The sequence below is a fragment of the Micromonospora sp. NPDC004551 genome, assembly GCF_040609975.1.
Classification (GTDB): domain Bacteria; phylum Actinomycetota; class Actinomycetes; order Mycobacteriales; family Micromonosporaceae; genus Micromonospora.
On record NZ_JBEXLM010000005.1, the window covers coordinates 135,448 to 155,893 of the forward strand.

At 73.2% G+C, this 20,446-nt stretch carries 23 protein-coding genes and 1 pseudogene; 10 read left to right on the top strand and 14 right to left on the bottom strand.

The window, feature by feature from the left end; genetic code table 11:
• Nucleotides 1–11: 11 nt before the first annotated feature.
• From ABZW14_RS08695 to ABZW14_RS08705, 3 genes are all read right to left on the bottom strand, one after another.
• Nucleotides 12–467 carry a hypothetical protein gene (locus tag ABZW14_RS08695; RefSeq protein WP_355342009.1) on the bottom strand — a complete coding sequence of 152 codons (456 nt, stop codon included), beginning with the start codon at nt 465–467 and terminating at the stop codon, nt 12–14.
• A gap of 305 nt (nt 468–772) precedes the next feature.
• Nucleotides 773–1,024 carry a hypothetical protein gene (locus ABZW14_RS08700; protein ID WP_355342012.1) on the bottom strand — a complete coding sequence of 84 codons (252 nt, stop codon included), beginning with the start codon at nt 1,022–1,024 and terminating at the stop codon, nt 773–775.
• 103 nt (nt 1,025–1,127) lie between these two features.
• Entirely contained in the window at nt 1,128–2,099 is a 972-nt protein-coding gene (locus tag ABZW14_RS08705) for a YafY family protein (protein WP_355342015.1), read from the bottom strand.
• A 91-nt stretch (nt 2,100–2,190) separates the two neighbouring features.
• On the opposite strand from ABZW14_RS08705, the gene ABZW14_RS08710 reads away from it, so the two are divergent.
• Nucleotides 2,191–2,709 (top strand): VOC family protein, encoded by a 519-nt coding sequence (locus ABZW14_RS08710; protein WP_355342018.1) that lies wholly within the window; start codon nt 2,191–2,193, stop codon nt 2,707–2,709.
• Nucleotides 2,710–2,854: 145 nt separating this feature from the next.
• On the top strand, nt 2,855–5,452 hold the full coding sequence (gene rph, locus ABZW14_RS08715; RefSeq protein ID WP_355342021.1) for a rifamycin-inactivating phosphotransferase: 2,598 nt from the start codon (nt 2,855–2,857) through the stop codon (nt 5,450–5,452).
• 136 nt (nt 5,453–5,588) lie between these two features.
• Here rph and ABZW14_RS08720 read toward each other — a convergent pair whose 3' ends face one another.
• Nucleotides 5,589–5,990: a PPOX class F420-dependent oxidoreductase gene (locus ABZW14_RS08720; RefSeq protein ID WP_355342024.1), complete on the bottom strand. Its 402-nt coding sequence runs from the start codon at nt 5,988–5,990 to the stop codon at nt 5,589–5,591.
• Nucleotides 5,987–6,580: a dihydrofolate reductase family protein gene (locus tag ABZW14_RS08725; protein ID WP_355342027.1), complete on the bottom strand. Its 594-nt coding sequence runs from the start codon at nt 6,578–6,580 to the stop codon at nt 5,987–5,989. The genes ABZW14_RS08720 and ABZW14_RS08725 overlap by 4 nt, the downstream gene beginning before the upstream one ends.
• A 91-nt stretch (nt 6,581–6,671) precedes the next feature.
• Here ABZW14_RS08725 and ABZW14_RS08730 point away from each other — a divergent pair, with 91 nt between their 5' ends.
• Together ABZW14_RS08730 and ABZW14_RS08735 are read left to right on the top strand one after the other, a co-directional pair.
• Complete coding sequence (locus ABZW14_RS08730; RefSeq protein ID WP_355342030.1) at nt 6,672–7,124, top strand: helix-turn-helix domain-containing protein; 453 nt, start codon at nt 6,672–6,674, stop codon at nt 7,122–7,124.
• 48 nt (nt 7,125–7,172) lie between these two features.
• Nucleotides 7,173–9,521, top strand: a complete 2,349-nt coding sequence (locus ABZW14_RS08735; protein ID WP_355342033.1) for a phage holin family protein — start codon at nt 7,173–7,175, stop codon at nt 9,519–9,521.
• On the opposite strand, the gene ABZW14_RS08740 is transcribed toward ABZW14_RS08735, so the two are convergent.
• Nucleotides 9,454–10,032 carry a VTT domain-containing protein gene (locus ABZW14_RS08740; RefSeq protein ID WP_355342036.1) on the bottom strand — a complete coding sequence of 193 codons (579 nt, stop codon included), beginning with the start codon at nt 10,030–10,032 and terminating at the stop codon, nt 9,454–9,456. The two genes, ABZW14_RS08735 and ABZW14_RS08740, sit on opposite strands and share 68 nt — an antisense overlap.
• Nucleotides 10,029–10,793, bottom strand: coding sequence for an MBL fold metallo-hydrolase (locus ABZW14_RS08745; RefSeq protein WP_355342039.1), 765 nt, complete (start codon nt 10,791–10,793; stop codon nt 10,029–10,031). Before ABZW14_RS08745 ends, ABZW14_RS08740 begins: the two co-directional genes overlap by 4 nt.
• An 86-nt stretch (nt 10,794–10,879) precedes the next feature.
• Between ABZW14_RS08745 and ABZW14_RS08750 the strand changes: the two genes are divergently transcribed.
• Genes ABZW14_RS08750 through ABZW14_RS08760 form a run of 3 tightly spaced genes read left to right on the top strand, consistent with a single transcriptional unit; the run spans nt 10,880 to nt 13,673 of the window.
• The gene (locus ABZW14_RS08750; RefSeq protein ID WP_355342042.1) at nt 10,880–11,320 is read left to right on the top strand and encodes an MmcQ/YjbR family DNA-binding protein; all 441 of its coding nucleotides are present in this window, start codon (nt 10,880–10,882) and stop codon (nt 11,318–11,320) included.
• A gap of 51 nt (nt 11,321–11,371) precedes the next feature.
• Nucleotides 11,372–12,775: a Si-specific NAD(P)(+) transhydrogenase gene (sthA, locus tag ABZW14_RS08755; RefSeq protein ID WP_355342045.1), complete on the top strand. Its 1,404-nt coding sequence runs from the start codon at nt 11,372–11,374 to the stop codon at nt 12,773–12,775.
• 25 nt (nt 12,776–12,800) lie between these two features.
• Nucleotides 12,801–13,673, top strand: coding sequence for a class I SAM-dependent methyltransferase (locus tag ABZW14_RS08760; protein WP_355342048.1), 873 nt, complete (start codon nt 12,801–12,803; stop codon nt 13,671–13,673).
• Nucleotides 13,674–13,689: 16 nt separating this feature from the next.
• Here ABZW14_RS08760 and ABZW14_RS08765 read toward each other — a convergent pair whose 3' ends face one another.
• On the bottom strand, nt 13,690–14,790 hold the full coding sequence (locus ABZW14_RS08765; protein ID WP_355342051.1) for a crosslink repair DNA glycosylase YcaQ family protein: 1,101 nt from the start codon (nt 14,788–14,790) through the stop codon (nt 13,690–13,692).
• Between the two features lie 83 nt (nt 14,791–14,873).
• Here ABZW14_RS08765 and ABZW14_RS08770 point away from each other — a divergent pair, with 83 nt between their 5' ends.
• Entirely contained in the window at nt 14,874–15,212 is a 339-nt protein-coding gene (locus ABZW14_RS08770) for a metalloregulator ArsR/SmtB family transcription factor (protein WP_355342054.1), read from the top strand.
• The gene (locus ABZW14_RS08775; protein ID WP_355342057.1) at nt 15,209–15,694 is read left to right on the top strand and encodes an SRPBCC family protein; all 486 of its coding nucleotides are present in this window, start codon (nt 15,209–15,211) and stop codon (nt 15,692–15,694) included. Before ABZW14_RS08770 ends, ABZW14_RS08775 begins: the two co-directional genes overlap by 4 nt.
• A gap of 74 nt (nt 15,695–15,768) precedes the next feature.
• Here ABZW14_RS08775 and ABZW14_RS08780 read toward each other — a convergent pair whose 3' ends face one another.
• From ABZW14_RS08780 to ABZW14_RS08800, 5 genes and pseudogenes are all read right to left on the bottom strand, one after another.
• Nucleotides 15,769–16,563: a serine protease gene (locus ABZW14_RS08780; protein WP_355342060.1), complete on the bottom strand. Its 795-nt coding sequence runs from the start codon at nt 16,561–16,563 to the stop codon at nt 15,769–15,771.
• Nucleotides 16,564–16,697: 134 nt separating this feature from the next.
• Nucleotides 16,698–17,594 carry a helix-turn-helix domain-containing GNAT family N-acetyltransferase gene (locus tag ABZW14_RS08785; RefSeq protein ID WP_355342063.1) on the bottom strand — a complete coding sequence of 299 codons (897 nt, stop codon included), beginning with the start codon at nt 17,592–17,594 and terminating at the stop codon, nt 16,698–16,700.
• A gap of 14 nt (nt 17,595–17,608) precedes the next feature.
• Nucleotides 17,609–17,770: a hypothetical protein gene (locus ABZW14_RS08790; protein ID WP_355342437.1), complete on the bottom strand. Its 162-nt coding sequence runs from the start codon at nt 17,768–17,770 to the stop codon at nt 17,609–17,611.
• A gap of 59 nt (nt 17,771–17,829) precedes the next feature.
• Nucleotides 17,830–18,078, bottom strand: a pseudogene (locus tag ABZW14_RS08795) (methyltransferase domain-containing protein); the annotation flags it as partial.
• Between the two features lie 50 nt (nt 18,079–18,128).
• Nucleotides 18,129–18,557, bottom strand: coding sequence for a DUF6010 family protein (locus ABZW14_RS08800; protein ID WP_355342066.1), 429 nt, complete (start codon nt 18,555–18,557; stop codon nt 18,129–18,131).
• 96 nt (nt 18,558–18,653) lie between these two features.
• Here ABZW14_RS08800 and ABZW14_RS08805 point away from each other — a divergent pair, with 96 nt between their 5' ends.
• The gene (locus tag ABZW14_RS08805; RefSeq protein WP_355342069.1) at nt 18,654–19,613 is read left to right on the top strand and encodes a helix-turn-helix domain-containing protein; all 960 of its coding nucleotides are present in this window, start codon (nt 18,654–18,656) and stop codon (nt 19,611–19,613) included.
• Nucleotides 19,614–19,643: 30 nt separating this feature from the next.
• On the opposite strand, the gene ABZW14_RS08810 is transcribed toward ABZW14_RS08805, so the two are convergent.
• Nucleotides 19,644–20,411: a hypothetical protein gene (locus ABZW14_RS08810; protein WP_355342072.1), complete on the bottom strand. Its 768-nt coding sequence runs from the start codon at nt 20,409–20,411 to the stop codon at nt 19,644–19,646.
• Between the last annotated feature and the right edge of the window lie 35 nt (nt 20,412–20,446).

Consider the following 20,446-nt stretch of genomic DNA (forward strand, 5'->3'; position numbering starts at 1 on the left):
GCCGGTGGCGGTCAACCGGCCCGCAGGAGCAGTCCGAGGACGACCCCGTAGATCACGTGGACGACGGCCGCGACCGCGGGCGTCTGGATGCCGTAGTTGAGGGCGAACAGGCCGGGTGGCTCCAGCACGGCTGTGCTGGACGGACCGGCCCGCAGCGAGGCCATCCGCGGATGGACACCCGGTAACAGCGGCAGGAGCACGGTCAGCGCGATCGCGACGTGCAGCCCGCCGAACAGCGCGCCGATCCACCAGGTGGCACGGTGCAGCAGGGCGAACGCCGCCGCGTACCCGAGGGCGAAGCCCTGCCCGGCGAGGAGGTGGATGAAGAAGCCGACGACCCGGGCCCGGTCGGGGTCCTCGGTCACGAGGGTGCCGAGCACCAGGGGAAGGTCGAGCCGGGTGAGCCCCACCAGTTGCGCCGCGATCATCGCCGCGGTGAGCGCGGCGGTGGCGACCAGCCCGAACACTGCCCATCCGGCCCAGTCCATCTCAGCGGTGGCCGCCGGGGCACACCCGGACGTGCGGCGCGGCGCGGCCCGGCACGGTTGTCTCGGCCATCGATGCCTTCCGGCTGTACGGCGAGCGCGTTCGGCTCCGGGACCGCCAGCCCCGCCTCGCTTCGACTGTCGACCACGGTGGTCGCCCGGGTCTCCACCCTAGGCCCGCCGCACCTGCGGATCGGGTGGTGTGCGGCGCGGATAGCCCGACCGGGTGAGCCGGCGCGCGCAGGGCCGGGCGGCCGGTAGACGACGACCTGGCCGGCGCGAAGGGGTCAGGCGGGCGTGGCGGCCTGGCACAGCGGCTCGCCGGTGGCCGGGTCCTGGCACAGGTACCGGCTGCCCGCGTGCATCCACCCCCAGAGGCTGTCTTCGAACAGGGGCTGCCGGCAATGCTGGCAGGTCGGCCGCGGCCCGGGCTGTCCGGCCCGGGCGGCGCCGTCGGCGGCTGCCGGCACCGTGGCGGCCGGCGAATCCGGGCCCGGCCGGCGCTGCGCGTGCGGGACTGACGTCGTGTGCTCCACCATGAACACTCCCGTGCTCGACTCGATCGGGCGGCACCTCTCGGTCCCACATCCGCCCGCGGCTGAAAGGCGCTGTATAAGAGCGGCGCTGCGGGCGGCCGTGCCGTTACGTGGACGGTCGGGGGCCAGGTCCCGCAGTGGCGGCCTGGAACAGCTCAGCGGTCGACCGGAGGTGGGCGGCCAGTTCCGGCGGGCCGCTGACGGTGAACGGCAGTCCGATCGACGCCAGCCGCAGCGCGTGCCATTCGGGAGTGTCCGGCGGCGCGAGCCACCGGCAGGTGCCGTCCGGCTGGTCGGTGAGGGTGCCCGGCGGCGGTCCGCCGAGGCGGTCCACCACCTGCGCGGCCGGCGCGTGCAGCACGACGTCGGCCGTGCACGTCGGGGCCATCCGCATGGTCCGGGCGGCCACGAAGGCGGCGACGTCCCCGCCGGGTACGTCCCTCGTGGTCGCCCGGGCACCGGTGGCGGCGGCCGTCGCCACCCGGTCCAGCCGGAAGGTCCGCCAGTCGCCGCGGTCGAGGTCGAAGGCGAGGAGGTACCAGCGCCGCCCGGCCGTCACCAGGGCGCGCGGCTCGACGTGCCGGCCCTCGTCGCGGTAGCGGAACCGCAGCCGCTCGTGGTTGGCGATCGCCGCGGAGGCGACGACCAGCGTGTCGGGGTCCACCGGCTCCGCGGCCAGGGAGAACGGGTGTGCCACCGTGGCGGAGGCCAGGGTGTCGACCCTGCGGCGCAGCCGGGCCGGCAGAACCTGGAGCAGCTTGCGCAGTGCGCGCACCGCCGCCTCGTCCACCCCGGCGACCGGCTGGGCCGCGGCCGTGCGCAGGCCGATGGCCACGGCCACCGACTCGTCGTCCTCGAGCAGCAGCGGCGGCATCGCCGTGCCGGCGGTCAATCGGTAGCCGCCCAGTCCGCCCTGCTCGGCGTGCACGGGATAGCCCAGTTCCCGTAGCCGGTCGACGTCCCGGCGCACGGTCCGGCCGGACACCCCGAGCCGCCGCGCCAGCTCGCTTCCGGACCACAGTCGAGGGGTCTGCAACAACGACAGCAGGGACAGCAGTCGGGCACGCGGGTCGGACATGGCTGCCATTGTGTCGCGCGACTAGGACGGGATCTGACCTATACGAGCCCTAGCGTGGGCGCAGTTGGTCACCACACGAGGGAGATTCACCATGAGCCGCACCGCGCCCGCCGGGTACACGACCGCCGCGCCGTGGATCGTCACGCCGGACACCGGGCAGTTGCTGGACTTCATCACCGCGGTGTTCGACGGGGTCGAACTCGGGCGGGTACGGCTGGAGGACGGCACCATCGGCCACGCCGAAATCCGGGTCGGCGACACCGTCCTGCTCGCCTTCGACCAGCAGCCGGACTGGCCGGCCATGCCGTCGCTGCTGCGGGTCTTCGTCGCCGACGCCGACGCCACGACCGAGCGCGCGGTCGCCGCCGGAGCCCGCGTGGTCACCGCACCGGCCACCCACGCGTTCGGTCAGCGGGGCGGCCGGGTCCGCGATCCGTTCGGCAACATCTGGTGGATCAGCGCGGTGGTCGAGGAGGTCGCGCCCGAGGTGGGAATGCGACGGCTGGCCGAACCGGCGTACGCCGAGGCGATGCGCGACGCGCAGGAGACGCTGGACCGGGAGTTGAGCGGCCGCGCCGTCAGCGTCGTGAGCCGTCCGTTGATCGGCTGACCTCTGCTTGCCCTGATGCGGCGGACATTCGGCGGCCCCACTTTAACGTATATCGGACCGGGGGCCTTGCCGCAAGACCCGGGTCTTGCCGCAGAATCGTCGGCCGGACCCAGGAAGGGACGAAGAATTGGGGCACGACATCGCAATGATCGAGCAGTACGTGTCAGGTTTCCACGAGGTCGACGAGACGCAGGTCGCGATCGTCGGTGGCAAGGGCGCGCACCTGGGGGCGTTGTCGCGGATCGACGGCGTCCGGGTGCCGGCCGGGTTCTGCGTGACCACGGGCGCCTTCCGGCGGATCGTGGCCGAGGCGCCGGCGATCGACGAGCGGCTCGATCGGCTGTCGCACCTGGACCCGGACGACCGGGAGGAAATCCGCGCGCTCAGTGCGGAGATTCGCCGGAGCATCGAGGGGATCGCCGTCCCCGGCGACGTGGCGGCGGCGATCACCCGGGCGCTCACCGGGCTCGGCGAGCAGGCCGCCTACGCGGTCCGGTCCAGTGCGACGGCGGAGGATCTGCCGACGGCCTCCTTCGCCGGCCAGCAGGACACGTACCTGAACGTCGTGGGGCCGGCGGCGGTTCTCCAGCACGTCAGCCGGTGCTGGGCCTCGCTGTTCACCGAGCGGGCCGTGAGCTACCGCCAGCGGAACGGCATCGACCACCGCCGGGTCCAGATGGCCGTCGTGGTGCAGCAGATGGTCTTCCCGAAGGCGGCCGGCGTCCTCTTCACGGCCGACCCCGTCACGTCCAACCGGAAGGTCGCCTCCGTGGAGGCCGGCTTCGGCCTCGGCGAGGCCCTGGTCTCCGGGCTGGTCAACGCCGACTCGTACAAGGTCCGGGACGGTGAGATCGTCGATCGGTCGATCGTCGCCAAGCGGCTCGTCATCCGCCCGCTGCCAAACGGCGGAACGGAGGAACAGGCGGTCGACCCGGAGCGGCAGGAGCAGCCGGCGCTGACGGATGCGCAGGTCCTGCGGCTGGTGGAGCTCGGCCGGCGGATCGAGGCCCACTTCGGCCGCCCCCAGGACATCGAGTGGTGCCTGGTCGACGACGACTTCCAGATCGTCCAGAGCCGGCCGATCACCACGCTCTTTCCGATCCCGCAGGCCGGCGACGGGGAGAACCACGTCTACCTCTCCGTCGGTCACCAGCAGATGATGACGGACGCCATGAAGCCGCTCGGTGTCTCCATGTGGCAGCTGACGGCCATGGCGCCCATGCACGAGGCCGGTGGGCGGCTGTTCGTCGACGCCACCCGGGCCCTGGCGTCTCCGTCGAGCCGAGCGGGCCTGCTGGAGATGGCGGGCAGGGCCGACCCGCTGACCAGGGACGCGCTGGAGACCGTCATCGGCCGGGGTGACTTCATCCCGTCGCTTCCCGACCAGGGTCCGGCGGGGCCGCGCGCCGGCGGAGCGCGGGCCCCGCTCGAGACCGATCCGGCCGTCGTCACCGAGCTGATCGACCGCAGCCAGGCGTCCATCGCCGCCTTGCGGCGCGACATCGCGGCGACATCGGGGCCGGCGCTGTTCGACTTCCTGCTGGCGGCCTTCGAGGAGCACAAGCGGCTCCTCGGCGAGCCGCGGAGCATGCAGGCGATCATGGCGGGGATGGATGCCTCGTGGTGGCTCAACGAGCAGCTGGAGGAGTGGCTGGGCGAGAAGAACGCGGCCGACACCCTCACGCTGTCCGCGCCCCACAACGTCACGTCCGAGATGGGGCTCGCGCTCCTGGACGTCGCCGACGTCATCCGCCCGCACCCGGAGGTGGTGGCCTTCCTGCAGCAGGTGACGGACGAGGGATTCCTGGACGAGCTGGCCGGGCTGCCCGGCGGCCCGGAGGCGCGCGACGCCATCCGGGCCTACCTCGACACGTACGGCATGCGCTGCGTCGGCGAGATCGACATCACGAGGCCGCGCTGGAGCGAGCAGCCCAGCGCGCTCGTGCCGCTCATCCTGGACAACGTCCGGAACTTCGAGCCGGGCGCTCGTAGGCGGCGCTTCGAGGAGGGGCGCCGCAGGGCGGAGGAGAAGGAACGGGACATCCTGGAGCGCCTACGGGCCCTGCCGGACGGGGAGCGGAAGGCCGAGGAGACCAAGCGGATGATCGACCGGGTCCGCACTTTCATCGGGTACCGGGAGTATCCGAAGTACGCCATCGTGAGCCGCTACTTCGTCTACAAGCAGGCCCTGCTGGGCGAGGCCGAACGACTCGTGCGGGCCGGCGTGCTGCGCGAGACGGAGGACATCTTCTACCTCACCTTCGCCGAGCTGCACGAGGTCGCGCGCACGAACCGGGCGGACGTTCAGCTCATCGACCGGCGGAAGGACGCCTTCCGAGCGTTCCAGGCGCTCACACCGCCACGCGTGCTCACGTCTGAGGGCGAGGGCATCTCGGGGGCGTACCGGCGCGAGGACGTGCCGGCCGGCGCCCTGGTCGGTCTCCCGGTCTCCGGCGGGATCGTCGAGGGGCGGGCCCGCGTCATCCTGGACGTGGCCGACGCCGACCTCGAACCGGGCGACATCCTGGTCACGACCTTCACCGACCCGAGCTGGTCGCCACTGTTCGTCGCCGTCGACGGGCTGGTGACGGAGGTGGGCGGCCTCATGACCCACGGGGCGGTGATCGCCCGGGAGTACGGGCTGCCCGCCGTCGTCGGCGTGGCGAACGCGACCAGGCTGATCCGGGACGGACAGCGGATCCGCCTGCACGGCACCGACGGCTACGTCGAGATCCTGTCCTGACCGATCGGCGGGCCCGCCGGATTCCAGCACAACGGTGGGCGGGCGTGGAGGTTGCGGGGGCCGCGGAGGTCGTCGGGCCGGTGGAGTTCGGTCTCGATGCCGGCGGCCCCCGGGCCTCCCGGTGGACGTGAGCCGCTCAGCCGACGCCGACGCTCTGCCGGTCGGCTTCGATCACGGCCACCACGCGCTCCTCACCCCGGGGGTACGGCTGAGCGGTGTACTTGGCGACCAGCCGGTCGATGATCTGCCACGCCGCGTCGCCCTCGAGCCATTCGACGACGCGCCCGCGGACGACGACGGGCGTGAACGGGTTGTCGGCCGGCGCGACGGACAGCGCCACACGGGGGTCGCGTCGCAGGTTGCGCGCCTTGCGGGTGCCCGGGCCGGTGAAGAGGACGACGTGGTCGTCGTGCGTGCCGATGTAGACGGGGGTGCTGTGGGGCGAGCCGTCCGGAAGGAGGGTGGCGAGGTGGGCGATCGGGGCGCCGTCGAGCACCCGCCGCACCTCCGGGTCGAGACCGCCGGTCACGGGGCTCATCGGACGACCTCGTAGTGCAGGTGGGTGACCCCGGGGGCCGGAATCGCCTCGACGAGCCGCAGGCGAACGTGCCCGGGCAGGGACTGGAAGAACGGTCGTCCCCCGCCGAGCAGGATCGGCACCTGATGCAGGATCACGTCGTCGACCAGGCCCGCCGCCAGGGCCTCGGTCACGACGCCGCCGCCCATGAGCGCGACGTCCTTGTCGCCGGCGACCGCGCGAGCCGCGGCGATCGCGTCTCCGATGCCGGTGCTGACGAAGGTCTGCCGCTCGTTGGCCTGCGGCGCGGGGCGGTGGCTGAGCACGACCAGCGGGGCCGCCGGGTGGGGGGTGCCGCCGGCCGACCAGCCCGAGTCGTCGTAGGTGTTGCGGCCCACCAGGCTGGCGCCGACGCGCCCGGCCAGGGCGTCGAACACGCGGGCGCTGGGCTCGCTCAGCCGGAACCCGTCGAACACCCCGCTGGGCGTGTCGCCGTCGAAGTACCAGTCGAACAGCGTCGGCGCGTCACCGAGGCCGCGTCCCGCTCCGGGATCGCGACCGGTGATGTAGCCGTCGACCGACACCGACAGTGCGGTGAACACCTTGCTCATTCCACTCACCCTTTCCTGGGTTCCCTCAGGAGACTCTGTGACCGTAGCAGCTTGAGTTCCTTGAGGGAACCTCCGGTGGTAGATTGAGGCCATGCAACGCACGAACTTCGGCGAGATGGCCTGCTCGATCGCGCGCACGCTCGACGTCATCGGCGAGCCCTGGTCGCCGCTGATCCTGCGTGACGTGAACGTCGGCCTCACGCGGTTCGAGCAGCTCCAGGCCGATCTCGGCATCTCCCGCAAGGTCCTGACCGAACGCCTGAACCACCTCGTCGCCCACGGGGTGCTCGAACGCCGGCCCTACGACCGCAGACCCCGGTTCGAGTACGTCCTCACCGAGAAGGGCACCGAGCTGGTCGACCTGCTGATGGTCATGGTCGGTTGGGGCGACAAGTGGCTGGCCGGTGAGGCCGGCCCACCGGTGCTCTACCGCCACCACGCCTGCGGCCAGATCAGCCACGTCGAGCTGCGCTGCGCGCACTGCGGGCAGCCGATGCACGCCAGCGACGTCGACCCGCTCGCCGGCCCGGGGGCCGCGACCTGACGCCCCTCCCGCGGATCTTGCCAGCTCAGGTGTGGCATTGTCATGGGAATGGAGCCGGACGCGGACGCCGAGGCCCACCGGCGCCTGACCCGGCCCGGCCCGGTCGGCCTGCGGGTGCTGCGCGACTACCGGCCCACCGTCGCCCGGCTCCGCAGCCTGCTGCGCAGCATGGTCACCTCGTTCGTGGTCCTCAGCGTGACGCTGTGGCTGCTGCCCGGGGTCACCGCCAGCGGCCTGCTCGCCACGCTGTGGCTGGTCGGGCTGATCGCCGCGATCGGCGCGGTGCTGCGCCCGGTGCTGTTCGCCCTGGCCACCCTGCTCGGCGGGGGCGGCGCACTCATCGTCGGCGTGTCCGTCCAGGCCGTCGTCATGTACGTCGCGCTCCGCCTGGACCCGGAGGCGGACGTCGCCGGGTTCGCCGACGCCTTCGCCGCCGCGTGGCTCGCCGTGGCGCTCGCGGCGGTCGTGAACTGGCTCGCCGACGCCGGCACCGACGACGCGTTCGTCAGCGAGATGCTGTGGGTGATGACCCGGGTCCGGCGCCGGCGGGAGCGGCGCCGGCACCCGGGCTGGCGGTACCGGCTGCGACACGGCCGCGCCGCCCTGCCGGCACCCGAGGGGCACACGCCCGACGGCCTGCTCGTCGTCCAGCTCGACGGCGTGGCCGCGCCGCTCGTGCAGTGGGCCATCCGCGCCGGCAACCTGCCCACCATCGGCCGGTGGCTGCGCACGGGCAGCCACCGGCTGTCCGGCTGGCACACCGGCCTTCCGGCCACCACTCCCGCGGCCCAGGCGGGCCTGCTCTACGGCGACGTCCGCCGACTGCCGGCCTACCGCTGGTACGAGAAGGCGGCCCCCACCGGCGACCGCGGCCACTCCCCCGGCCGGCTCGTGGTGACCAGCCGGCCCCGCGACGCCGCCGAGATCGAGCAGCGCCTCTCCACCGGGCAGGGGCTGCTGCGCGACGGCGGTGTCAGCATCAGCACCGTCTTCTCCGGCGACGCCCCCACCAGCCTGCTCACGGTCAGCCGCGCCGGCCTGCCGGGACGGTCCACCCAGGGCTACGCGGTCTTCATGGCCAGCCCGTACGGTTTCGCCCGGGCCGTCGTCCGCGGCGCCGGGCAGGTGGTCCGCGAGCTGTACGAGGCGCGGCGGCAGCGCCTGCGCGACGTCCGGCCCAGGGGCCGGCGCAGTGGCTCCTACCTGGCGCTGCGCCCGATGGCGAGCCTGCTCAGCGACCTGAACGTGTCGCTCATCGCCGAGCAGATGGCGGCCGGGGCGCCGGTCGTCTTCTGCGACTTCCTCGACTACGACGAGGTCGCCCACCACGCCGGTCCGGCCCGTCCGCAGGCGATGGCGGTCCTCGAGGCGCTCGACCAGACGCTGGGCATCCTGCAGCGGCTGGCGGCCGAGGCGACCCGGCGCTACCACCTCGTGGTGCTCAGCGACCACGGGCAGAGCCAGGGTGCCACGTTCCGCCAGCGGTACGGCGAATCCCTCGCCGACGTGGTCGCCCGGCTCGCCGCTCCCCCGGTGCGGCAGGTGGCACCCGAAGGCCCGGTCCCGCAGGTGGCGGCCGCCGCGGCCGCCGGCCCGGTCGAGGAGTGGGGACGGTTGAACACGCTGCTCACCGAGGCGGCTGGGTCGGGCGGGGCGACCGGCACGGCCACCCGGCTGGCGTTGCGCTCCCACGCCGACGGCGGCGAGGTCAGCCTCGGGCCGGCCGACCGTGAGGAGGCGGCGACCCACACCGATCCCGCCACGGTGGTGGTGGCTTCCGGGAACCTGGCGATGATCTACCTGGCCCGTCACCCGGGGCGGCTGACCCGCGAGCGCGTCGACGCCGTCGCGCCGGGGCTGATCGACGGCCTGGCCGCGCATCCCGGCGTCGGGCTGGTCGTGGTCGACTCGGCGGCCGGGCCTCTGGCGATCGGGGCGCGGGGCTGCCACCACCTGCGCGACGGGCGGGTCGACGGCGAGGATCCGCTGGTCCGCTACGGTCCGCTGGCCCGCCGGGACCTGCTGCGCCACCAGGCGACGGAGCACGTGGGTGACCTCGTGGTGATCAGCACGGTGGATCCGGGCCTGGAGGAGGTGGCGGCCTTCGAGGAGCTGGTCGGCTGCCACGGTGGGCTCGGCGGCTGGCAGACGCAGGCTCTGCTCATCCACCCCGCGGACTGGCCGCAGGACGGCGAGCTGGTCGGACCGGACGCGGTCCACCGGCAGCTGCTCGGGTGGCTGCGCCGGCTGGGCCTGCGCGGGCCCGACGAGCACGCCGGCGACGAGCCGGAGGGTCCGGGTGGCGCCGGGCGGGTGGCGCGGACGACGGTTACCGCGTCGTCAGCGGACCCTCCGGTCCAGCCCGGCGCCGGCTCACCCAGCTCAGCCCCTGAGTGACCACCACGACGAGCAGGATCGCGGCGACGACGCTCTCCCAGGGCTCCGGAAAGACCGCGCGGCCGAGGACGCCGATCGCGGCGTAGAGCACCGACCACAGGAGGCTGGCCGGCGCGTTGGCGACGGCGAAGCGCCGCCAGGCCAGCCCGGCCACGGCGGCCGCCAGCAGCACCGGGATCCGGCCGCCGGGGATGAGCCGGGACACCAGGAGCGTGGAGACGCGGGCCTCCCGGACCCGCGCCGGCACCCGGTCGATGCGCTGGACACGCAGACCCGGCAGCCGCCGGGCCACCCGTCCGCCGCTCCAGCCGAGCAGGCGGAACGTCGCCAGGTCGCCGACGTACGCTCCGGCGGCACCGGCGAGCACCACCAGGACCACGGTCAGCGGATGCTGGTGGGCGGCGAGCGCGGCGGCGCCGCTGACGGCCGCGCCGGTCGGCACCACCGGGACCACCGAGCCGAAGAGCACCACCAGGAGCAGCGAGCCCAGCGCACCCAGCGTCGCCGTCACGGCCGGCACACCGCGAGCGACCCACCCGGCCGCAGCACCCGGACGCGGGTGGCCGGGGAGATGGTCGCCGCCTGCCGGGCGAACTCGTCGCCGGGCCCGTGGAAGCGGTCCGGCCGGACCGCGTCGAGACCGACCGGCCAGAAGGTGCCGTAGTGGATCGGCACGGCCCACGCCGCCCCCACCCGCCGTACCGCCTCGGCGGCTCCGGTCGGATCGAGGTGGCCGGGGCCCAGCGTCGGCCCCCATCCGCCGACCGGAATCAGCGCGAGATCCACCGGCGCCAGGGCCGCCATCTCGTCGAAGAGGCCGGTGTCCCCGGCGAACCAGGTGCGCGCGCCACCTTCGACGACGTAGCCGAGGGCGGGTGCGCGGTGCCGGGACCAGGGACCCCGGCCGGCGTGGTGGGCGGCGGGCACGGCGGTGACGTCGAGCCCGCCGATGCGGGTCCGCTGGCCGATCGCCAGTTCCGTGCACCGGCCGGCAGCCGCCGCGCCGAGCGCCTGGCGGACCAGCCGCCCGGCTCCCGCGGGGACCACCAACGCGGTGTCCGCGGGCAGCCGGCGCAGCGACGCGAAGTCCAGGTGGTCGGCGTGCAGGTGCGACACGAGTACGGCGTCCGGCGCGGCCGGCAGTCGCGGGATCGGCCCCCGGCGCCGGCGCAGGTGGGCCAGCCGGTTGCGCAGCAGCGGGTCGGTCAGCAGCCGGGTGCCCGCGTCCTCGATCCACACGGTGCTGTGCCCGTACCAGGTCAGGTCGACCACGTCGACACCCGCACCACCTCGATCACGCCTGCCACCGTATCCGGAGCGGCGCGGAACTGTCGGAGGGGCGCCGTAACGTGTCGCGCGTGACCGATCGTGGCGACGTCCCACCCGAGATCCTCGATCGGCTCCGGCCCGTCTGCCTCGGCCTGCCGGAGACCTACGAGGAGCCGGCGTGGGTGGGCACCCGCTGGCGGATCCGCAAGCGGACGTTCGCCCACGTGGTCACCGTCGACCCCGAGCGCCAGGTCGCCTACGCCCGGGCCGCAGGGACCGACGAGCCGGTCTGTGTGCTGACCTTCCGCTGCCCCGGCGACGAGATCGCCGGGCTGCTGGCCGGGGGCCACCCCTTCTTCAAGCCCGACTGGGGCGCCGACGTCGTGGGCCTGGTGCTCGACGGCGGGGTCGACTGGGACGAGGTCGGCGAGCTGCTGACGGAGAGCTACTGCGTGCTGGCCCCGAAGAAGCTGGCCGCCCAGGTCGACCGGCCGGCCGGGCCACCGCCGGGTCGGCCCGGGCCGCACTGACCCGTCGGTCAGCTCTGGCGCGCGCCGCGACATGCTGCCAGGCTGGCGGTTGTGTACGACTACGACCTGCTGGTGCTGGGCTCCGGTCCGAGCGGTCAGAAGGCCGCGATCGCCGCGGCCAAGCTGGGCCGGCGGGTCGGCATCGTGGACCGCCGCGACATGATCGGTGGGGTGTGCATCAACACCGGCACCGTTCCCTCCAAGACGCTGCGCGAGGCCGTGCTCTACCTGACCGGCCTGAGCCAGCGGGACCTCTACGGCAGCAGTTACCGGGTCAAGGAGGAGATCACGGTCAGCGACCTGGCCGCCCGGACCCAGCACGTGATCAGCCGGCAGACCGACGTCATCCGCAACCAGCTGGCCCGCAACCGGGTCGCCATGATCACCGGCACCGGGCGGTTCGCCGACGCGCATGCGGTCTGGGTCGACGGTGGCTCCGGCCGCGAGTCCCGGGTCACCTTCGACAAGATCGTCATCGCCGCCGGCACCCGGCCGGCCCGCCCGGACAGCGTCGACTTCGACGACCGGACCATCGTGGACTCCGACGGGGTCATCAACCTGCAGGCCGTGCCCCGCAGCATGGTCGTGGTGGGCGCAGGCGTGATCGGCATGGAGTACGCGTCCCTGTTCGCGGCCCTCGGCACCAAGGTGACCGTGGTGGAGCGCCGCGACCGGATGCTCGACTTCTGCGACGAGGAGATCGTCGAGTCGCTCAAGTACCACCTGCGGGATCTGTCCGTGACGTTCCGCTTCGGCGAGGAGGTCGCCGCGGTCGAGAAGCACCAGACTGCCGCGCTGTGCGTCCTGAAGAGTGGCAAGAAGATCGTGGCGGACACGGTCATGTACTCGGCCGGCCGACAGGGCCAGACCGACGACCTGGCGCTGGAGGCGGCCGGCCTGGCGGCGGACCACCGGGGCCGGATCCAGGTCGACGCGACCTACCGCACCGCGGTCGACAACATCTACGCCGTCGGCGACGTGATCGGTTTCCCGGCGCTGGCGTCCACCTCCATGGAGCAGGGCCGGCTGGCCGCGCAGCACGCCTGCGGCGAGCCGGTGCGCGCGATGCCGGAGTTGCAGCCCATCGGCATCTACACGATCCCGGAGATCAGTTTCGTCGGGAAGACCGAGGAGGAGCTGACCGACAGCTCGACCCCGTTCGAGGTGGGCATCGCCCGCTACCGTGAGCTGGCCCGGGGCCAGATCGTGGGTGACTCGTACGGCATGCTCAAGCTGCTCGTGTCGCCGGACGACGGGCGGCTGCTCGGCGTGCACGTGTTCGGGACCGGGGCCACCGAGATCGTCCATGTCGGGCAGGCGGTGATGGGCTGCGGCGGCACCGTCGACTACCTGGTCGACGCCGTGTTCAACTACCCGACGCTGGCCGAGGCGTACAAGGTGGCCGCGCTGGACGCCGCCAACAAGATCCGCAACATCACCCGGATCGACGGCTGACCGCCTCGGCCGAGGAAGGGACGCGATGCCGGGAACGTCGCAGGCGAGTCGCACCGCGGTGCTGGTGTGTCAGGGCCGTGCCGCGGCGGACGGGCTCATCGCCGCCGGCCGCTTCTCGGATCCGACCGCCCTGCCCCTGCTGCGTCCCGACGAGCGGGCGGCCGTCCAGCAGGTCCGCGACGGCGTACCGCCCCAGGGGTGGCGGCAGCGGATCGACTACGAGACGGTCCGCGCCTCCGCCGAGCTGATGGCGCCCCGGACGATCGCCATCGACGACGCGATCCGCGCCCGTCCGTGCCCGCAGGTGGTGATCCTCGGCGCCGGGCTGGACGGCCGCGCGTGGCGGATGCCGGAACTCGCCGAGGTGGCGGTCTTCGAGGTCGACCAGCCGGCCACCCAGCGGGACAAGCGCGACCGCGCCGCCGCCCTGCCCGGCACCCCGCCCCGGTTCGTGCCGGTGGACTTCGGCCGCGACCGCCTGACCGACGCGCTGGCCGCCCACGGGCACCGCGCCGACCTCCCGACGACCTGGGTCTGGGAGGGCGTCGTGCCGTACCTGACCAGGGCCGAGGTCGCCGCCACGGTGGCCGGCCTCGCCGCCTGCTCCGCGCCGGACAGCCGCCTGGTCGTCAACTTCCAGATCCCCGCCACCTCCGCGCGGCTGGGCCGGATCGTCGCCCGGCTGCTCACGGCCACCACCGGCCGGTCGAGCGTGTGGGCGAACGAGCCGTGGCGCTCCACCTGGACGCCCGCCGCCATGGCCGCCCTGCTCAGCCGGCACGGCTACACCGTCACCGCCGGCGAGAACCTGCTCGACACGGCGCGGGCGCTGGCCCTACCGGTTGGCCACGCGAGGTCGCTGCGCCACGGCCAGGTCATGGTGGCCGACCGGGCCTGACCCCTGCGGCGGCGGTTCAGGAGGCGAGGGCCAGCTTCAGGCCGAGCCACCGCGCCAACTCCTCGATCTCGTGCCACACCGCGTTCGTCATCGCCCTGCTGAACGGCTCGTCCTGGTGGATCGCGTCCACCCGGAGCACACCGGCCCGGCGGTCGGCGGTGGCGTCGAGCTTGCCGACGAGCCGGTCCCCGTACAGGATGGGCAGCGCCCAGTAGCCCCAGCGGCGCTTGGCGGCCGGCTTGTACATCTCCAGCTGGTAGTCGTACTCGAACAGCTCGGTCATCCGCCGGCGGTCGTAGACGAGGCGGTCCAGCGGGGACAGCAATGCCGCGCGGCCCGTGAACTCCTGGTCCAGCAGCTCGGGGTCGACCCGCCACTGGCCCTTCACGCCCTCGACCACCGCGGGCTCCCCGGCCGTGCGCACGTCGTTGGGCTCGCCCGCGCTCTCCGGGGCTCGGGGGCGCGCGATGCCCAGCGCCCGCAGCCGCCGCTCGTCACGGATCCGCGACGCCTCCTCGTAGGGCACCGTCTCGTCCGGGTAGATCCGTTCGGCGAGATCCCACAGCCGGTCGGCGCCGCGCCGGCCGGCGGCCGCCACCTCGCCGCGCTGGACGAGGAAGTCGAGCATCTTGGTGACGTTGCGGTTGTTCGTCCAACCGGAGGAGCGCCACGGGACCACGCACGTGTCCGGCAGCTCGCGCGTGCTCAGCGGCCCGTCGGAGCGGAGCCGGGCCAGGATGTCCAGCCGGCAGCCGTTGTTGGCGTCGACCCAGTCCCGCAGGCCCTCCTGCCAGTCGCGCAGTGGCGGGCGGCCCGGCCACTCGGCCATCTCCGCCCGGAAGAGCGCGAGGTCCTCGGGCGGGCGGACGAGGCCGTCCAGCTCCAGCAGGGTCTGCTCGTCGAGGGCGTCGCGCAGCTGCGCCGGGGCGTACGAGGCGCCGAGGCGGCTCCACAGGACCAGGTCGGCGCTGCGGGCCACGGCCGCCGTCGGGTCGTTCTGCAGCAGCGTCAATCGGCGGACGACCTCGAACATGCCGCTCGGGCGGCGGGCGTCGAGCAGCTGGGCGCGCACCGCGAGGCGGCGGGCGTCGCGGCGGGACAGCTCGTGCACGGTCACCCGCCGAGCCTAGGAGGCGGGTACGACCACCGGGAAACGCGGATCGTTGACATGTGACCATTTGGTCACCTATTCTCGGTGGGGTGAGCGACGACGACGATCTGGTGTTCAAGGCGCTCGCCGATCCGACCCGGCGCGCCCTGCTCGACCGGCTCTTCGTCCGCGACGGTCAGACGCTGACCGACCTCGAGTCCGAGCTGGCGATGACCCGCTTCGGTGTCATGAAGCACCTGCGCCTGCTCGAGGAGGCCGGTCTCGTGGTCACCAGACGGCAGGGCCGGGAGAAGCTGCACTTCCTCAACCCGGTGCCGATCCGGTTGATCCATGACCGGTGGATCGACAAGTACACCGCGCACCATGCCGCGACGCTGTTGGAACTGAAGGCGGAACTCGAACGCGACGACCCGAAGGAGAACCGATGACCACCACCACGACGACGGCCGGGACGACCAGGGTCTACCGGGTCTACATCAAGGCCACCCCGCAGGCGATCTGGGACGCCATCACCAAGCCGGAGTGGACCCGGCAGTACGGCTACCAGTGCCTGGCCGAGTTCGACCTGCGGCCGGGCGGCCGGTACCGGGCCCTGGCCGTCCCGGAGCACCGGGAGACCGGCATGCCGGAGGTGCCGGTCGAGGGCGAGGTGATCGAGGTGGACCCGCCGGTCCGGCTGGTGCAGACCTGGCGGCCGACCTGGCTGGACGAGCCGGCCACCCGGTTGACCTACGAGATCGCGGAGCGGGGCAACGGCGTCACCTCGCTGACGGTGATCCACGAGCTGGGCGACGCGCCGCAGACTCTGGCGCAGGTCAATGGCGAGGTCGAGAGCGCCGGTGGTGGCTGGCCGGAGGTTCTCAGTGACCTCAAGACGCTGCTGGAGACCGGCAAGCCGCTCTACGCCTGACCGCGGCCCGGAACGAGGCGCAGACACGGGCGGCCCGGCTGGTCGTACGCCGGGCCGCCCGTGCGGTCGCGCGGTCAGCCGCCGAGGCTCGCCGCGGCCGAGGCGATGGCCGAGGAGAAGTAGCTGACCTGGGTGTAGACGCCGGGGTAGTTCGGGCGGGCGCAGCCGTTGCCCCAGCTCACGATGCCGACCTGGATCCAGGCGTTGGCGGCGTCCCGGCGGAACATCGGCCCGCCCGAGTCACCCTGGCAGGTGTCCACGCCGCCGCTGGCGTACCCGGCGCAGATCTCCTCGGCCGGGATGAGGTCGCCACCGTAGTTGGCGTTGCAGGTGGCGTCGCTGACGAACGGCACGGTCGCCTTCAGCAGGTACCGCTGCTGCGCGCCTCCTTCGCGGGCCGCGCCCCAGCCGGCGATCGTGAACGTGCCGTTGTCGTAGGCCGTGGTGTCGGCGATCTTCAGGGTGCTCAGCCCGGTGACCGGGGCGGCCAGGCGGATCAGCGCCCAGTCCTTGCCGTTGCCGTTGTAGCCCGGGGCCCGGTAGACGTAGTTCGACCGGACCGTGATCCGGCTGGACGACTGGAGGTCCACCACGCCGAGGGTCGCCGTGATGCTGGTGTTGGTGCCCGTGGCGCCGACACAGTGGGCGGCGGTGAGCACCAGGCGGGGACTGTAGAGCGCGCCGCCGCAACCCATCGAGAGCCGCACCATGAACGGGAACTCGCCCTGAGCGGCGCGGGTGCCGCCGACGACGTTCGGCGTCATCGGCGTGGGGTCGGCGAGGGCGGGTGCGGCGAGGGTGAGGCTGCCCGCGGTCACCGCGGCCAACGCGGCGGCCAACAGGCCGGTGAGGGTACGCCAGCGAACCATGAATTCCTCCGCATCAGGACCGGTGCGCCTCGGGGTGCGCACCTGATTCGAGATTGCGGACAGCATATTGATATCAATAAATAAAGCGGCCATACCCTTCGGGTCGTATCGCCCCGATATGGAGACCGGTCAGGTCACGGCGCCAGCACCTTCTCGAACCAGTGGTGCGCGTAGGGCTCGTCGTTGTACGGCGCGATCTCCCGATAGCCGGCGGCGCGGTACATGGCGATCGCCTCGGTCAGGTTTCGGTTGGTGTCCAGCCGGACGGCGGTCCAGCCGCGCTCGGCGGCGTACCGCTCCAGCCGGTCCAGCAGGCGCCGACCGACGCCCAGCCCGCGGACGGTGTCCGCCACCCAGACGCGCTTGATCTCCGCGGGCCCGTCGGCATGCAGCTTGATCGCGCCGCAGCCGACGGGCTCTCCGTTGAGGGTCGCGAGCAGGAACACGCCGGCGGGCGGGACGAGCTCCTCGTCGCGGACCGGCTTGCTGAGGGCCGGGTCGAACCCGTCGTCGAACCGCTGCGCGATCTCGCGGGCGTACGCCCGCACGGAGGCACGGGCCCGGGGGTCTCCCGGCGGGCAGGGCTCGACGACCACCATCGAACCGACGAGCAGCCGCTCCACCTCCGCCATCGCCGCTACGAGGCGTTCGCGGCGACGGTCGCCGAGCGGTTCGAGAATGGACCGGGCCAGCTCGTCGGACCGCTCGTCCAGCTCGGCCCACTCCCCCCGTCCCGCTGGGGTGAGCGTGGCGAGGCGTACCCGTCCGTCACCGCCGGCCGGGCCGGCCGGGCCGACGCTCACGAGTCCGTCGCCCTCCAGGGTGCGCAGGAGCCGGCTGAGGTACCCGGAGTCCAGCCCGAGCCGGGCCCGCAGCGCCGCGACCTCGGCGCCGTCGGGGCCGATCTCCCAGAGCAGCCGCGCCTGGGCGAGCGGCCGGTCGCGGGACATGTACTGGTCGTCGAGAGCGCCCACCCGTTGGGTGACCGTCCGGTTGAACCGCCGCACGGTGGCGATGAGCTCCGGGTCCATATGCCTGACTTTAGTCAGGCATCGACGCCGGGCGCCAGGGCCCGGGCCCGTCCGATCAGGTGGAAGGTCCGGCTCAGCTGCCGGTAGGGGTCCCGAAGGCTCGCCTCGAGTTCGACGGCGGCCACCGCCGGCACGTCCGTGCTCTCGGGCGGCAGGTCCCGCCAGTCCGAGAACAACCAGACGCCGTACCAGCCCTCGGGGTCTCCCGCCGCCGGACGTCGTCCGGCTCGTGACGCAGCCGCTGCTCGGCCTTGGCGAGCATGGCCGGCGACGGGTCGAGGACCGTCACCTCGTAGCCGAGCCGGGCCAGTGGCAACGACTGGTGGGCCGCGCCCCCTCCGACGTCGAGGACGCTAGCCGGCGGCTCGGACAGGTGCCGCAGCAGCTGAGCGTGGATGACGTACGTCCGCACCTGTCCCTTCACGGAGGCGTACGCACCTTCCACGAACGGGCTCGCCAGCGCGGCCCAGGCGTCCGACGGCATACCGGGATTGTGGCATCCGGCGTGGTCGTCACAGGGACAACGGTCCGGCCCTACGCCGCCTCGCCCGGGTAGGTGCGCCGGCCCGCCGTCCGGTGGGCCCAGGACCGCCACATCTCCGGCAGGGACCGGCCGCCCGCGAGGCACCACACGGCGATGACCGGGTCGCAGATCGCGCAGCCCAGCGAGGAGTGCGCCGCGAACGGCAGGATCGGCTTGCCGTGGAGGTGGTGCAGCAGGTCCCACGCGGTGTGCATCAGCCACGCCACGCCGATCCACCGCCACGACCGCAGCCCCCGGAAGGCGGCGTACGTCATCGCCGCGGTGAACAGCAGCTCCCAGACCCCGAAGCCGCCGCTCAGGTAGGCGGCGCCCGCCCCGGCGACCATGATCGCGTTGAGGGGTCGGCGGTGCACGGCGGGGATCAGCGAGTTCAGCGCGGCGTAGGCCAGCCCGATCAACACGGGCGCGATCACGAACATGCAGGGAACCTACGATCGGGACCGCGGGGCGAACAGTGGCGCGAGCGCCAACCATCAACGGCTCACCGCCACGGTGCCCGCGGGTAGCGTCGACGCGTGCACACGGTGGCGGTGGCGGCGTTCGACGGGGTGGTCGGCTTCGACCTGGCGACCGCTCTGGAGGTGTTCGGCAGGGCGCGGCTGGCGGACGGCGCGCCGGCCTACGAGGTGAAGGTGTGCGCCGAGCGGCGTGAGGTCGATGCGGGTTCCTTCGTGCTGCGGGCGCCCTGGCGTCTCGACGCGCTGCGCGAGGCGGACACGGTGATCGTGCCCGGCGTCGCGGACCTCGCCGCGCCCACCTCGGCGCCGCTGCTCACGGCCGTGCGGGCGGCGGCCGCCCGGGGAGCCCGGGTGGCGTCGATCTGCGTGGGCGCCTTCGTCCTGGCCGAGGCCGGCCTGCTCGACGGCCGCCGGGCCACCACGCACTGGGCCGCCGCCGCGGAACTGGCCCGCAGGTATCCCGCCGTCACCGTCGAGGAGAACCTGCTCTACGTCGACGAGCGCGACGTGCTGACCTCGGCGGGGGCCGCCGCCGGGCTCGACCTGTGCCTGCACATGGTCCGCCGCGACCACGGCGCCGCCGTCGCCGCCGATGTCGCCCGCGCCTCGGTGATGCCGTTGGAACGCGCCGGCGGGCAGGCGCAGTTCATCACCTACGAGCCACCGGCCGCGAGCGGCTCCCTCGCGCCGCTGCTGCAGTGGCTGGCCGCCAATGCCGTGCGCGACATCGACCTGGACGACATGGCGGCCCAGGCCGCCGTCAGCGTGCGCACCCTGCTGCGGCGTTTCCGTGCCCAGACCGGGACCACGCCGATGCAGTGGCTCACCCACCATCGGGTACGCCGGGCGCAACACCTGCTGGAGACCAGCGACATGCCGGTCGAGCGGGTGGGGCAGGCGACGGGTTTCGCCTCGGCCACGACGTTCCGCGACCGGTTCAAGGATCTCGTCGGCGTCAGCCCGGCGGCGTACCGGCGCACGTTCTGCCCCACCCCGCGCACGTCGGGACCTTCGTGACGGATCGGTGGCCGGACCCGCCAGCCGGTCTCAGCCGTGCAGCCCGAGCTGGGGATACAGGGCGTCGGGGGCGGGGACCGCTTTCTGGGGCCGCGTGACGTCGACGTCCGTGCCGAAGTCGCTGTAGCGCAGGGACGCGTTCGGCATGCCGTTGGCGGCCGGGATCAGGAAACTGACCAGCCGGCCCTCGGCATCGATCGTTGCCTGGAACGGGTTGCTGCGCGCGCCGTCGGGAAAGCCGTCCGGGCCGGCGCGGAGGTTGATCCCGTTGCCGGCGCCCAACCGGGTCAGGTCGATCGTGCCGACGATCTGCGAGCCGTCTGCTCGTGCGGTGACGATGGCGTTGATGAGGCGCGCCGAGCCGCCGGGGTCGTTCTTGCCCGGGGCGAAGCTGAGGGCGAAGTCTGATGGGACCCGCGCCGGGTCGAGGGCCATCCATTCGTGGCCGACACCCGGCAGGTCGAACTCGGACTTCAGGTAGACCTCGTTGCCGGTCATCCGGATCTCGATGACCTGACCGGACGCCGAGATCGTGGAGACGGCACGCTTGTTGACGTTGTCGACGTGCGACAGCGTCGTGACCTGGCTCGCGATGTCGACGTCCGCGCGGAAGCTCGTCCGGTCGATGAACGTCGTGCCCGATCTCAGCAGCTCGATCGCCTCGGCGCCGGTGCTGGCCTCGGCGCCGACGGTCGACGCCGGGGCGGCGGGCCCGGTTCCCGTCCGTGCACCGGCCGAGCAACCCAGCAGCAGCATCGTTCCGGCGGAGAGGGCGGCGACCGCTGCTCGACGTGTCACAGCCGCAGGGTAGGGGGCTCGCGCAAGGCCGCGAC

Bases quoted from the DNA above. Each gene is read 5' to 3' on its own strand.
- ABZW14_RS08700 (WP_355342012.1), bottom strand. From the start codon at position 1,024: ATGGTGGAGCACACGACGTCAGTCCCGCACGCGCAGCGCCGGCCGGGC.
- ABZW14_RS08705 (WP_355342015.1), bottom strand. From the start codon at position 2,099: ATGTCCGACCCGCGTGCCCGACTGCTGTCCCTGCTGTCGTTGTTGCAG.
- ABZW14_RS08710 (WP_355342018.1), top strand. From the start codon at position 2,191: ATGAGCCGCACCGCGCCCGCCGGGTACACGACCGCCGCGCCGTGGATC.
- rph (WP_355342021.1), top strand. From the start codon at position 2,855: ATGATCGAGCAGTACGTGTCAGGTTTCCACGAGGTCGACGAGACGCAG.
- ABZW14_RS08720 (WP_355342024.1), bottom strand. From the start codon at position 5,990: ATGAGCCCCGTGACCGGCGGTCTCGACCCGGAGGTGCGGCGGGTGCTC.
- ABZW14_RS08725 (WP_355342027.1), bottom strand. From the start codon at position 6,580: ATGAGCAAGGTGTTCACCGCACTGTCGGTGTCGGTCGACGGCTACATC.
- ABZW14_RS08730 (WP_355342030.1), top strand. From the start codon at position 6,672: ATGCAACGCACGAACTTCGGCGAGATGGCCTGCTCGATCGCGCGCACG.
- ABZW14_RS08735 (WP_355342033.1), top strand. From the start codon at position 7,173: ATGGAGCCGGACGCGGACGCCGAGGCCCACCGGCGCCTGACCCGGCCC.
- ABZW14_RS08760 (WP_355342048.1), top strand. From the start codon at position 12,801: ATGCCGGGAACGTCGCAGGCGAGTCGCACCGCGGTGCTGGTGTGTCAG.
- ABZW14_RS08775 (WP_355342057.1), top strand. From the start codon at position 15,209: ATGACCACCACCACGACGACGGCCGGGACGACCAGGGTCTACCGGGTC.
- ABZW14_RS08780 (WP_355342060.1), bottom strand. From the start codon at position 16,563: ATGGTTCGCTGGCGTACCCTCACCGGCCTGTTGGCCGCCGCGTTGGCC.
- ABZW14_RS08785 (WP_355342063.1), bottom strand. From the start codon at position 17,594: ATGGACCCGGAGCTCATCGCCACCGTGCGGCGGTTCAACCGGACGGTC.
- ABZW14_RS08800 (WP_355342066.1), bottom strand. From the start codon at position 18,557: ATGTTCGTGATCGCGCCCGTGTTGATCGGGCTGGCCTACGCCGCGCTG.